Below are 11,720 nucleotides of genomic sequence, written 5' to 3' on the forward strand. Positions count from 1 at the left end.
ACGTGTTCTAGCCTGAGCCCATGGGTAATCCTGTCATCGTTGAAGCCACTCGCAGCCCCATCGGCAAGCGAGGTGGCTGGCTGTCCGGCCTGCACGCGACCGAACTTCTGGGCGCCACGCAGAAAGCTCTCGTCGAGAAGGCCGGCCTGGACGCCGGCGAGATCGAGCAGCTCATCGGCGGCTGCGTGACGCAGTACGGCGAGCAGGGCAACAACGTCACCCGGCAGTCGTGGTTGGTCGCCGGATTGCCCGAGCATGTCGGCGCCACCACCATCGACTGCCAGTGCGGCAGCGCCCAGCAGGCCAACCACCTGATCGCCGGCCTCATCGCCACGGGCGCCATCGACATCGGCATCGCCTGCGGCGTCGAGGCCATGAGCCGCGTGCCCCTGGGCTCCAACGGCGGTGGTGCCCGCGCCGCGTCGTGGGACATCGACCTGCCCAACCAGTTCGACGCAGCCGAGCGCATTGCGGGCCGCCGGGGCATCACCCGCGCCGACATCGACGCTCTGGGCTTCGCCTCGCAGGCCAAGGCCAAGCAGGCCTGGGCCGAGGGTCGCTTCGTCCGTGAAATCTCGCCCATCGAGGCGCCGGTCATCGACGAGAACAAGCAGCCGACCGCCGAGCTGAACCTGGTCAGCCGTGACCAGGGCCTGCGCGACACCACCCTGGAAGGCCTGGCCGCGCTGAAGCCGGTGATCGAGGGCGGCATCCACACCGCCGGCACCTCGTCGCAGATTTCCGACGGTGCCGCCGCGGTGCTGTGGATGGACGAGGACAAGGCCAAGGCCCTCGGCTTCAAGCCCCGTGCGCGGATCATCGCGCAGGCCAACGTCGGTGCCGAAACCTACTACCACCTGGACGGCCCCGTGCAGTCCACTGCCAAGGTGCTCGAGAAGGCGCGTATGTCGATGGCCGACATCGACCTGGTCGAGATCAACGAGGCGTTCGCGTCGGTTGTGCTGTCCTGGGCTCAGGTGCACAAGGCCGACATGGATAAGGTCAACGTCAACGGCGGCGCCATCGCGCTGGGCCACCCGGTCGGTTCCACCGGCTCGCGGCTCATCACGACTGCGCTGCACGAGCTGGAACGGACCGGCAAGTCGACCGCGCTGATCACGATGTGCGCCGGCGGCGCGCTGTCCACCGGCACCATCATCGAGCGGATCTAGGAGCGGGGTCGCAAATATGGCCGAAGGGCAGCTGAACGCCAGGCAGATCAAGGCACTCAACTCGAACGCGATGCTCGTCGGCTTCAAGTGGATGTCACGGATCAACACCTGGGCGTTCCGCGCCACCGACGGCCGGCTCGGCGCCAAGTGGCGGCTCGGCTCCAAGCCGGTCGCCACCCCGCCTCCGGTCGGCATCCTGACGACCATCGGACGCAAGTCGGGCGAGCCCCGCGACAGCCCGCTGCTGTACCTGCGCGAAGACGACCGCATCGTCGTCGTCGCCTCGCAGGGCGGCCGCAGCACCCACCCGATGTGGTACCTCAACCTGGTCGCCAACCCGCAGGTGAAGTTCCAGGTTCGCGGCGAGACGCTGCAGTTGACCGCCCGTGAGGCTACCGACGCCGAACGCGACGAGTACTGGCCGAAGCTGGACGCCATGTATCCCGACTTCGTCGACTACCGCTCGTACACCGACCGGAAGATTCCGATCATTTTCCTCGATCCGGCCTGATCACAGCCCGAAAAGCTCCCCTGGAACGCGCGTCGTGCCAGGGGAGCTTTTTTGTGCCCGACGAGGCAGATTCATGGGTGTACGACATTTGTTCTGGGGGAGCTGAACGGAATCAGCAGCCGTGCCCAGGTCGTTGACGTTGGTATGCCAACCGGAGTTGTGCTTGACCCCGACCGTAGTTCCGCCAACCACGTCGCTGCCGCGATCGACCAGGCCCGCCGCGCCTACAACGCAGGCGTGCGCCAGCTGTGGATAGCCCAGCAATTCGACCACGACGCCATCTCACTGGCCGGGTACATCGGTGCCGCGGTGCCAGGCCTTGCCGTCGGCACCTTCGTCGTACCCATCAACCCACGACACCCGCTGACTCTCGCCTCCCAAGCGCTGACCGCTCAAGCCGCCACCGGTGGGAACTTCAGCCTCGGCCTGGGCTTGGGAGCGCATGCTCCCGAGCAGGCGGCCTTCGGGACCGCGTGGCCGAACACCATCGGCCGGCTGCGCGAACACCTGCAGATACTCCGATCGATCCTGGATACCGGCAGCGTCGACTTCCACGGCGAAGAATTCACCGCCGCCCCGCAATGGCCGGTAACGGTCGCCGGCGGCACTCCCCTGCCGGTCTACGTCGCGGCCATGGGGCCCAAGGCATTACGCGTGGCGGGGGAACTGGCGGACGGCACGCTGCCGTATCTCGCAGGGCCGCGCGCCATCGAGGAATTCATCGTGCCGACCATCACCGCAGCAGCCACCGCGGCCAGCCGGCGCGCACCGAAGGTCATTGCCGCGGTACCCGTTCTGGTGACCGACGACGTCGACGAGGGCCGGACCCGCGCCGCCGAGGCTCTCGAGTTCTACGCGACCATCCCGTCGTACGCGCGGGTGATCGAACGCGAAGGCGTGGACTCGATCATCGACCTCGCGGCGGTCGGCACCGCGGCGCAGGTGACCGCACAACTGCGCCGCTACCTCGCGGCAGGTGCGACGGACATTGTGCTCAGCCCTCTCGTACGCACGGGCATCGCGGCGCTGGAACCGATCTGGGAGGTTGCCGCGGCATTGTGACCGGAGCCGAAAAAGCGTCCCCACAACGTGATTCGTTGTGGGGACGCTTTCGCGATCGGTCGGTTTACGAGCCGTAGACCGGCACAGGCGGACGCTCCTTCTTGAGCAGATCGGCGACGACGGGGCCCAGCTCGGCCGGGTCCCACTTGGCGCCCTTGTCGATCTCGGGGCCGTGCGCCCAGCCCTCGGCGATGCGGATCTTGCCGCCCTCGAGCTCGAACACCTTGCCGGTGACATCGCGCGACTCGACGCTGCCCAGCCACACCACCAGCGGCGAGATGTTCTCGGGCGCCATGGCATCGAAGGCCTGGTCCTGCGTGGCCATCATGTCCGCGAAGACCGTCTCGGTCATGCGGGTACGTGCCGACGGCGCAATGGCATTGGCCGTGACGCCGTAGCGGCCCATCTCGGCCGCGGCAACCAGGGTCAGCGCGGCGATGCCGGCCTTGGAAGCGCTGTAGGTGGCCTGGCCGACGCTGCCCTGCAGGCCGGCGCCGGAGCTGGTGTTGATGATGCGCGCGTCCAGCGAATCAGCAGAAGCCTCGCCGGCTTTTACCTTCCCGCGCCAGTACGCGGCCGCGTGCTTCATGGTGGCGAAGTGGCCCTTGAGGTGGACCGCGGTGACAGCGTCGAATTCCTCTTCGGTGGCGTTGGCGAACATGCGGTCGCGCACGATGCCGGCGTTGTTCACGAGAACGTGTAGGTCGCCATATGTATCAATGGCCTGCTGGATCAAGGCCGCGGCCTGGCCCCAGTCGGCGACGTTCGAGCCATTGGCCACGGCCTCGCCACCGGCCGCGACGATCTCGTCGACGACGTTCTGCGCGGCGCTACCGCCGCCGGCGGGCGAACCGTCCAGGCCGACGCCGATGTCGTTGACCACGACGCGGGCACCTTCGGCAGCGAACGCGAGCGCGTGCTCGCGCCCGATTCCGCCACCGGCACCCGTCACGATGACCACGCGGCCGTCGAGCAATCCCATTTGCTATCTCCCTTTACTTGTTGGCGCTTGACGCTTCGAGATACTGCGGCGGCTCGCCGCCACCATGCACTTCGAGGGACGCACCGCTGACGTACGACGCGGCCTCGGAGGCCAAGAATGCTGCGGCCCAACCGATGTCGGCCGGCTTGGCCAACCGCTTGAGCGGCACCGTCGCGGCGACCGCGGCGACCGACTCGGCGTCACCGTAGAACAGTTCGGACTGCTCGGTCTCGACCATGCCGACGATGATCGAGTTGACCCGGACCTTGGGCGACCATTCGACCGCGAGCGTCGTGGTCAGGCTGTCGACGCCGGCCTTGGCGGCACCGTAGGCGCCGGTGCCCGGGGTCGGGCGGTGCGCGCTGACGCTGGAAATGTTGACGATCACCCCGCCGGAGTCCTGCCGCTGCATCACGGCGTTGGCGTGGGTCGAAACCAGCAGCGGCGCAATGAGGTTCAGTTCGATGATCTTGGTGCTGAACTTGGCCGACGCATCAGCAGCCAGCGCGAACGGCGAGCCACCGGCGTTGTTGACCACGACGTCCAACCGGCCGTGCTTGGCGACGATGGCGTCGATCATGGTCTTGACCGCGGCGTCGTCACGAACGTCGCAGGCGTGGAACTCGTAGGGCAACCCCTCGACCTCGCGCCGTGCGCAGGTGATCACGGTGGCACCCTGCTCAGCGAACACCGCGCTGATGCCGGCGCCGACGCCTCGCACACCGCCGGTGACCAGCACCACGCGACCGGTCAGTTGCAGATTGATTCCAGCAGTCACTGTGATAGCGTACCAAGCAAGTGCTTGCTTAGGTACCCGTCCCCCAGGAAGTGACTGATGACCATCACCACCAAGACAGTCGAACCGGGCATCGTCTCGGTCACCGTGAACTACCCGCCGGTCAACGCCATCCCGTCGGCAGGGTGGTTCGAGCTGGCCGATCAGATCACCGCGGCCGGGCGCGACAAGAGCACCCACGTGGTGATCCTGCGTGCCGAGGGACGGGGCTTCAACGCCGGCGTCGACATCAAGGAAATGCAGAACACCGAGGGCTTCGGCGCGCTGATCGACGCCAACCGCGGCTGCTACGAGGCGTTCCGCGCGGTGTACGAATGCCAGGTCCCCGTCATCGCGGCGGTCAACGGCTTCTGCGTCGGTGGCGGCATCGGCCTGGTCGGCAATGCCGACGTCATCGTCGCTTCCGACGACGCGAAGTTCGGCCTGCCCGAGGTCGAGCGCGGTGCCCTGGGCGCGGCCACCCACCTGTCCCGCCTGGTCCCGCAGCACATGATGCGCCGGATGTTCTTCACCGCCGCCACCGTGCCCGCCTCCACACTTCAGCACTTCGGTTCGGTGCACGAGGTCGTCCCGCGCGAAGAGCTCGACGAGGCCGCGCTGCGCGTCGCCCGCGACATCGCCAGCAAGGACACCCGCGTCATCCGCGCCGCCAAGGAGGCGCTGAACTTCATCGACGTGCAGCCCGTCAACGCGCGCTATCGAATGGAGCAGGGCTTCACCTTCGAACTCAACCTGTCCGGCGTGTCCGACGAACACCGCGACGAGTTCGCGGGGACCCAGAAGGGAGCTGCGAAATAATGATTCGGCGGGTACGAGCGAAGCGAGACGGGGCCAAATAATGGACAAGACAACAACTCTCGAAGCCGCCGTCGCTGAGATTGAAAGCGGCATGACCATCGGCATCGGCGGCTGGGGCTCCCGGCGCAAGCCGATGGCATTCATCCGTGCGCTCCTTCGCACCGACGTCACCGACCTGACCGTCGTCACCTACGGCGGTCCGGACCTCGGATTGCTGTGTGCCGCAGGCAAGGTCAAGCGCGTCTACTACGGCTTCGTGTCGCTGGACTCGCCGCCGTTCTACGACCCGTGGTTCGCCAAGGCCCGTACCTCGGGCGCCATCGAGGCGCGCGAAATGGACGAGGGCATGCTGCGCTGCGGCCTGCAGGCTGCCGCCGGGCGGCTTCCGTTCCTGCCCATCCGCGCCGGCCTCGGTAGCGACGTCCGCACCTTCTGGGGCGACGAGCTCAAGACCGTCACGTCGCCGTACCCGACCGGCGACGGCTACGAGGAGCTCATCGCCATGCCGGCGCTGAACCTCGACGCCGCATTCGTGCACATGAACCTGGGTGATGTGAAGGGCAATGCCGCCTACACCGGCATCGACCCCTACTTCGACGACCTGTTCCTGATGTCGGCCAAGCGCCGGCACCTGTCGGTCGAGAAGATCGTCTCCACCGAGGAACTCGTGAAGTCTGTTGTGCCGCAGCAGCAGATCATCAACCGAATGATGGTCGACACCGTGGTCGAGGCTCCGAACGGCGCCCACTTCACCACCAACGAGCCGGACTACCGGCGGGACGAGAAGTTCCAGCGCCACTACGCCGAAGCCGCCGGCTCGGAGGAGACGTGGGCCGACTTCGTCAAGACCTACCTGTCCGGAACCGAGGCCGACTATCAGGCCGCGGTCCGCAAGTTTGCTGAGGCCCAAGCAGCCCAGAAGGAGGCCGCCAAATGAGTGACGCTACTCGCGCCGAGGTCTGCGCCGTCGCCTGTGCCGAATTGTTCCGTGAGGCAGGCGAAATCATGGCCAGCCCCATGACGACCGTCGTGCAGATCGGTGCCCGCCTGGCCCGGCTCACCTTCTCCCCCGACATCGTGATCACCGACGGTGAGGCCCGCATGCTGGCCGATACCCCGGCGATCGGCGCTCCGTTCGCCGTCGAGGGCTGGATGCCGTTCAACCGCGTCTTCGAGACCCTGGCCTGGGGCCGTCGCCATGTTGTCATGGGCGCCAACCAGATTGACCGCTACGGCAACCAGAACCTGTCGGCCTTCGGTCCGATCCAGCACCCGACGCGCCAGATGTTCGGTGTCCGCGGCGCGCCCGGCAACAGCATCAACCACGCCACCAGTTACTTCGTGGGCAACCACACCAAGCGGGTGTTCGCCGAGTCGGTCGACATCGTCTCCGGAGTCGGCTGGGACAAGGTTGATCCCGCCAACCCGGCATACCGCTTCCTGAACGTCTACCAGGTCGTCTCCAACCTGGGTGTGTTCGACTTCAACGGCCCCGAGCACCAGATGCGCGCGGTGTCGCTGCACCCGGGTGTGACGGCCGAAGAGGTCGCCGACAACACCTCGTTCGAGCTGCACGGCCTGGACGCCGCCGGCGAGACCCGCCTGCCGACCGCCGACGAACTCCAGCTGCTGCGCGGGGTCATCGATCCGAAGTCGCTGCGGGACAAAGAGGTTAAGGCCTAGGCATGTCCAAACTCAAGACGCCGCTGACCGAACTGGTCGGCATCGAATACCCGGTCGTGCAGACCGGCATGGGCTGGGTGGCCGGCGCGCGACTGGTCGCGGCCACCTCCAACGCCGGCGGGCTCGGCATCCTGGCGTCGGCGACGATGACGCTGGAAGAGCTGCAGACCGCCGTCACCAAGGTCAAGGCGACCACCGACAAGCCGTTCGGCATCAACATGCGTGCCGACGCCGGCGACGCGGACGCCCGCTGCGACCTCCTGATCCGCGAAGGAGTCAAAGTCGCCTCCTTCGCCCTAGCTCCCAAGCCCGAGCTGATCGCCAAGCTGAAAGATGCCGGGGTCGTGGTGATCCCGTCGGTCGGCCTGGCCAAGCACGCCAAGAAGGTGGCGAGCTGGGGCGCCGACGCGGTGATCGTGCAGGGCGGCGAGGGCGGTGGCCATACCGGCCCGATCGCCACCACGCTGCTGCTGCCGTCGGTGCTCGATGCGGTCGCCGGCACCGGCATGCCGGTGATCGCCGCGGGTGGGTTCTTTGACGGACGTGGACTGGCCGCCGCGCTGTCCTACGGCGCCGCCGGCGTCGCGATGGGCACACGGTTCCTGCTGACCTCGGACTCGACCGTGCCCGATGCCGTCAAGCAGCGCTATCTGGGAGCCGCGTTGGACGGCACCGTGGTGTCGACCCGCGTCGACGGCATGCCGCACCGAGTGCTGCGTACCGGGCTGGTGGAGAAGCTCGAAAGTGGTTCCCCGGTACGCGGTTTCGTCGCCGCCGTCGGAAACGCCCAGAAGTTCAAGAAGATGTCGGGCATGACGTGGCGGTCCATGGTCAAGGACGGCCTGGCCATGCGCCACGGCAAAGATCTGACCTGGTCCCAGGTCGTCATGGCGGCCAACACCCCGATGCTGCTGAAAGCCGGTCTGGTGGAAGGCAACACAGAAGCGGGTGTGCTGGCGTCAGGTCAGGTGGCCGGCATCATCGACAGTCTGCCGTCGTGCGCCGAGCTGGTGCCGCGGATCGCCGACGAGGCCATCGCGCACCTACAGGCTGCTACCAGCTACATCGTTTAGCTGCTGCTAGCTGCTGCGCGAGTAGTGGCGAACCCTCCTAGCTCCCGAGGGGTCTAGCGCCTGATAGGCGCTGCCGATCACCTACTCGGAATTTCCACCTTGACGGCGGAGCCCAGCGAGCACGTGCTGGCGATCGCGGCGTCGATGCTGTTGTCGGGCAGCCACGAGTAGAGACCGGGACACCCGCTCTGTTGGGCGCCCCGCCTAGTTGGTCGACGGTGTGGGTGGTGGTTGGAAGGGTTGGTACCACCACCATTGGGCGCGTTCCCCGGTCGGTCCGGGACAGGGCGGCACATCAGGGCGGGGTGTGGTGGGTGGTCGCGCGAGTGATCCACCGCTGAGCTGTCGACCCGCGGCGTCGGCGACGACCAACCGGTCGGCGGGACCGGTGATGGTGATGCCGCCTATGTGGTGCAACCGGTGGTGATACGGGCACACCAGGACCAGGTTGTGCAGTTCGGTGACGCCACCGTTCTCCCAATGGATGATGTGATGCGCGTGCAATCCTCGGGTGGCCCCGCACCCCGGTACGCGGCAGCATCGGTCGCGGTGCTCCAACGCGCGGCGCAACCGACGGCTGATGGTGCGGGTCGTCCGCCCGGCGCCGATCGCCTGCCCGTGCCGCTCCAGCCACACCTCGCAGGTGGCGTCGCACAACAACAGTCCGCGTTCCTCATCGGTGAGCACCGAACCTAAATGCAATGCGGCACTGTCATGGTCGAGATCCACATGCACTACGACGGTGGTGTGCTGACCATGCGGACGGCGCTGCGCATCGCTGTCCCAGCCAGCCTCGACCACGCTCATGAACGCGTCCACACCGTTCGGGAACGGCGGCACGTGCTCCCCGCTGTCTTTGGCATCGTGGTCGCGTTTCCAGTCCGCGACCAGCGCGTCCTGATGCGATGCCATGGCGGCGTCGAGCTTGGCGGCCTCCAGCTTCGGCAGGCGAATCTTGTAGGTTGTGGACCCGTCGTCGTGCGTGGTCTTGCTGATCGACCGCTGGGTTTCGGGCTTCGGCTCGGGGTCCGGGCGGGGCTCCAGGCTCACGGCAGTGCGCAGCTGGGTGACCGTCGCGCTTTCCGCGAACTGCGCATAATGCGCATCCGAACCCTCGGCCGCATGCTCGGCCACGACGCCGACCTGATCGAGCGACAGCCGCCCCTCACGCATCGCCTCGGCACAGCGCGGGAACTCCTCGATCCGGTGCGCGACCGCCACCATCACCTCCGCATTACGCGGCGACACACCGGTTTTCCATGCCACCAACGACGTGATCGACCGCGCCCCCGTCGCACCCCACAACCCGTCACGGTCGATCTCGGCCACGATCTCCACCAGACGGCCGTCGATCACGTTCCGCTGACCAGTCAGCTCCGACGCTTCGGCCAACAACGCATCGAAACGCTCACACGGCGACGACTCCTCAACATCCAAAGGTGTTGCGGTGGTGGACATAACACCATCAAAGCAGAAGGGTCCGACAATTTTTCGACGCTGAGGATGCGGCCGACGCGAGACCGGGACCTCCGCAGCGAGCGGACGCTGCCGTCCCGCGCGGTCGCGACGATATCGACGTTTGGCCCTCGATGCCGACTCGCTGCTCAGTGCTCCGGTCGGTCACGGGACAAGTCTGCTCGGTGAACGACGCCTGAGTCCAAGGGCAATTTTCGACAGTCTGATAGGCGTCACCTATCAGCCGTGATCGAATAGTCCATGCTCTTCCGCCAGCTCGAATACTTCGTGGCACTCGCTCGCGAGAAGCACTTCGCGCGCGCGGCCGCGGCCTGTTACGTCTCGCAGCCGGCGCTGTCCGAGGCGATCCGCAAGCTCGAGAACGAGCTCAAGGTTCCGTTGGTGCGGAGGGGACAGAACTATGAGGGTCTGACGCCCGAAGGTGAACGGCTGGTGATGTGGGCGCGCCGGATTCTGGCCGATCACGACGCGCTCATCCACGAGGTTGCCGCATTGCAGACGGGTCTCACCGGCGAGCTGCGGCTCGGCGTCATCCCGGCCGCGTCCGGCACCGTGGCACTGTTGACCGATCCGTTCTGTCTCGAACATCCTTTGGTACGAGTGCAATTGGAGAGTAGTCTGCGTTCGGCCGGCATCGTCGAGCGGATCCGCCGGTTCGAACTCGACGCGGGAATCATCTACCCCGACGGCGTCGATACCACGGGCTTGACGGTCACGCCGCTGTACGAGGAGCGGCAAGTCCTCATCGTCGGCACCGAACTGCTTGCCAGCCAGGCGAATCCGATCACCTGGGCCGACGCCCTGGAACTGCCGTTGTGTCTGTTGAACACCGGGATGCGGGGGCGGCAGCTGCTCGACGACGCACTGGCCGCGCACGGACTGACCGCGACACCGCGGCTCGAAGCCGATTCGGTGGTGTCCCTATTGGCCCACGTCAGCGGTGGCCGCTGGGCGAGCATCGTCCCGCAGACGTGGCTGCACACGTTGCGACCGCAGGACGGAGTGCGGATGGTGCCACTGGAGGACCCACAGGTGACGGCGACGGTCGCGCTGGTCACCGGTGCTGCCGAACCTGGCTCGGTGCTGGCGCGCGCATTGGTTGCGACCGCGCACCGCTCGCCGATCAGCCCCGACTAGCGGTACCAGTCGGGGAGCTCGACGGGCCGCAGATCGGTGGTGTCACCCGGCCGGGTCAGCGTCAGCACCGCCCGCACGATCTCAGGGCGGGCCGCCAATGCGTCGGCGATGGTGTTGAGCCGCAAGGCGACGTTCGATTCGGCCGCGTCGCCGACGAGGTCGACGGCCGCGACGAGATAAATCCGGTTCGCGCCAACCCATTCCATGTGCAGATAGCTGACCCGCTCGATGTCCTCGTGGTCGAGCAGCGCCAGCAGGACGTTGTTGCGTGCGAGCGGGGTGACGCTCTCCCCCGTCAGGAAATCCATGTTGCGTCCGATGAGGAACAGCGCGACGGCACCGAGCAGCAGACCGACCAGGATCGAGCCGATGGCATCCCAGACCGCGTTCCCGGTGAGTTCATGCGCCAGGATGCCGCATGTGGCGATCACGATGCCGATGAGGGCCGAGAGGTCCTCGGCGAAGACCGCGCGCAGCATGGGGTTCGACGTGACGCGGATGTAGCGCAGCGGATGGATCCGTCGCTCCAGCGCGCCAGACTTGGTCTGCGACAACGCCTGCAGGAACGACGACCCTTCCAGGACGAAGGACACCGCGAGTACGGCATAGGCCCAGCCATAGGACGTCGCCTCGGCCTCGCCGTTCAGCGATTGGATGCCGTGCCAGATCGACACCACGGCACCGACGGTGAACAACCCGAAGGCTGCGAACATCGACCAGATGTAGCCGGCCCGGCCGTAACCAAGTCGATGTTGGGCATCCGCAGGCTTGTCCGACTGGCGGGTGCCGATCAGCAGGAACACCTCATTGCCCGTGTCTGCCCAGGAATGTGCAGATTCGGCGAGCATCGAGGCGCTGCCGGTGACCACTGCGGCCATGGTCTTGGCCACCGCGATCAGGGCGTTGGCACTGAGCGCGACGACGACGGTCAGGAAGCTCTCGTCGCCCGGACCACTCATCCCCTCAACACTAGGGCCCGTCAGTACCCGTCGCCGGGCTACGCCATGCGGTCCGGTCCGCGGCGTGGTGC

Annotated in this window: 12 protein-coding genes; 8 read left to right on the forward strand and 4 right to left on the reverse strand. The window is 66.8% G+C overall.

The features are described from left to right. Window positions 1–20 precede the first annotated feature (20 nt). The 3 genes from AC3WTE_RS12355 (at window position 21) to AC3WTE_RS12365 (ending at window position 2,745) form a co-directional block, all read left to right on the forward strand. Window positions 21–1,172: a steroid 3-ketoacyl-CoA thiolase gene (locus AC3WTE_RS12355; RefSeq protein ID WP_492437810.1), complete on the forward strand. Its 1,152-nt coding sequence runs from the start codon at window positions 21–23 to the stop codon at window positions 1,170–1,172. Window positions 1,173–1,188: 16 nt separating this feature from the next. Further along, window positions 1,189–1,683 (forward strand): nitroreductase family deazaflavin-dependent oxidoreductase, encoded by a 495-nt coding sequence (locus tag AC3WTE_RS12360; RefSeq protein ID WP_492437812.1) that lies wholly within the window; start codon window positions 1,189–1,191, stop codon window positions 1,681–1,683. 144 nt (window positions 1,684–1,827) lie between these two features. After that, window positions 1,828–2,745, forward strand: a complete 918-nt coding sequence (locus AC3WTE_RS12365; RefSeq protein ID WP_492437814.1) for a TIGR03564 family F420-dependent LLM class oxidoreductase — start codon at window positions 1,828–1,830, stop codon at window positions 2,743–2,745. A gap of 64 nt (window positions 2,746–2,809) precedes the next feature. Here AC3WTE_RS12365 and AC3WTE_RS12370 read toward each other — a convergent pair whose 3' ends face one another. Both AC3WTE_RS12370 and AC3WTE_RS12375 read right to left on the reverse strand, forming a co-directional pair. After that, window positions 2,810–3,727 carry an SDR family oxidoreductase gene (locus AC3WTE_RS12370; RefSeq protein WP_492437816.1) on the reverse strand — a complete coding sequence of 306 codons (918 nt, stop codon included), beginning with the start codon at window positions 3,725–3,727 and terminating at the stop codon, window positions 2,810–2,812. A gap of 13 nt (window positions 3,728–3,740) precedes the next feature. Beyond that, window positions 3,741–4,511 (reverse strand): SDR family oxidoreductase, encoded by a 771-nt coding sequence (locus AC3WTE_RS12375; protein WP_492438252.1) that lies wholly within the window; start codon window positions 4,509–4,511, stop codon window positions 3,741–3,743. A 51-nt stretch (window positions 4,512–4,562) separates the two neighbouring features. Between AC3WTE_RS12375 and echA20 the strand changes: the two genes are divergently transcribed. The 4 genes from echA20 to ipdC are packed head-to-tail and all read left to right on the forward strand — an operon-like array spanning window position 4,563 to window position 8,077. Beyond that, the gene (echA20, locus tag AC3WTE_RS12380) at window positions 4,563–5,321 is read left to right on the forward strand and encodes a (7aS)-7a-methyl-1,5-dioxo-2,3,5,6,7,7a-hexahydro-1H-indene-carboxyl-CoA hydrolase (protein ID WP_459367083.1); all 759 of its coding nucleotides are present in this window, start codon (window positions 4,563–4,565) and stop codon (window positions 5,319–5,321) included. A 37-nt stretch (window positions 5,322–5,358) separates the two neighbouring features. Continuing rightward, window positions 5,359–6,258: a cholesterol ring-cleaving hydrolase subunit IpdA gene (gene ipdA, locus AC3WTE_RS12385; RefSeq protein WP_492438254.1), complete on the forward strand. Its 900-nt coding sequence runs from the start codon at window positions 5,359–5,361 to the stop codon at window positions 6,256–6,258. Continuing rightward, a complete protein-coding gene (ipdB, locus tag AC3WTE_RS12390) occupies window positions 6,255–7,004 on the forward strand; it encodes a cholesterol ring-cleaving hydrolase subunit IpdB (RefSeq protein ID WP_492437818.1) in 750 nt (249 codons plus the stop codon). The genes ipdA and ipdB overlap by 4 nt, the downstream gene beginning before the upstream one ends. A gap of 2 nt (window positions 7,005–7,006) precedes the next feature. After that, a complete protein-coding gene (gene ipdC / locus AC3WTE_RS12395) occupies window positions 7,007–8,077 on the forward strand; it encodes a (3aS,4S,5R,7aS)-5-hydroxy-7a-methyl-1-oxo-octahydro-1H-indene-4-carboxyl-CoA dehydrogenase (RefSeq protein ID WP_492437820.1) in 1,071 nt (356 codons plus the stop codon). 204 nt (window positions 8,078–8,281) lie between these two features. Here ipdC and AC3WTE_RS12400 read toward each other — a convergent pair whose 3' ends face one another. Beyond that, a complete protein-coding gene (locus AC3WTE_RS12400; protein WP_492437821.1) occupies window positions 8,282–9,535 on the reverse strand; it encodes an HNH endonuclease signature motif containing protein in 1,254 nt (417 codons plus the stop codon). A 258-nt stretch (window positions 9,536–9,793) separates the two neighbouring features. Between AC3WTE_RS12400 and AC3WTE_RS12405 the strand changes: the two genes are divergently transcribed. Beyond that, complete coding sequence (locus AC3WTE_RS12405; RefSeq protein WP_492437823.1) at window positions 9,794–10,690, forward strand: LysR family transcriptional regulator; 897 nt, start codon at window positions 9,794–9,796, stop codon at window positions 10,688–10,690. Here the strand turns inward: AC3WTE_RS12405 and AC3WTE_RS12410 are convergent. Next, the gene (locus AC3WTE_RS12410) at window positions 10,687–11,649 is read right to left on the reverse strand and encodes a cation diffusion facilitator family transporter (protein ID WP_492437824.1); all 963 of its coding nucleotides are present in this window, start codon (window positions 11,647–11,649) and stop codon (window positions 10,687–10,689) included. The genes AC3WTE_RS12405 and AC3WTE_RS12410 overlap by 4 nt on opposite strands. Between the last annotated feature and the right edge of the window lie 71 nt (window positions 11,650–11,720).

The sequence above is a fragment of the Mycobacterium sp. FW102-FHT13B02 genome (genome assembly GCF_058790275.1).

What these genes read in the sequence shown, in the direction of transcription:
- AC3WTE_RS12370 (WP_492437816.1), bottom strand. Translation starts at nt 3,727, where the DNA reads ATGGGATTGCTCGACGGCCGCGTGGTCATCGTGACGGGTGCCGGTGGC.
- AC3WTE_RS12355 (WP_492437810.1), top strand. Translation starts at nt 21, where the DNA reads ATGGGTAATCCTGTCATCGTTGAAGCCACTCGCAGCCCCATCGGCAAG.
- AC3WTE_RS12410 (WP_492437824.1), bottom strand. Translation starts at nt 11,649, where the DNA reads ATGAGTGGTCCGGGCGACGAGAGCTTCCTGACCGTCGTCGTCGCGCTC.
- AC3WTE_RS12400 (WP_492437821.1), bottom strand. Translation starts at nt 9,535, where the DNA reads ATGTCCACCACCGCAACACCTTTGGATGTTGAGGAGTCGTCGCCGTGT.
- AC3WTE_RS12360 (WP_492437812.1), top strand. Translation starts at nt 1,189, where the DNA reads ATGGCCGAAGGGCAGCTGAACGCCAGGCAGATCAAGGCACTCAACTCG.
- AC3WTE_RS12405 (WP_492437823.1), top strand. Translation starts at nt 9,794, where the DNA reads ATGCTCTTCCGCCAGCTCGAATACTTCGTGGCACTCGCTCGCGAGAAG.
- echA20 (WP_459367083.1), top strand. Translation starts at nt 4,563, where the DNA reads ATGACCATCACCACCAAGACAGTCGAACCGGGCATCGTCTCGGTCACC.
- AC3WTE_RS12365 (WP_492437814.1), top strand. Translation starts at nt 1,828, where the DNA reads ATGCCAACCGGAGTTGTGCTTGACCCCGACCGTAGTTCCGCCAACCAC.
- ipdC (WP_492437820.1), top strand. Translation starts at nt 7,007, where the DNA reads ATGTCCAAACTCAAGACGCCGCTGACCGAACTGGTCGGCATCGAATAC.
- ipdB (WP_492437818.1), top strand. Translation starts at nt 6,255, where the DNA reads ATGAGTGACGCTACTCGCGCCGAGGTCTGCGCCGTCGCCTGTGCCGAA.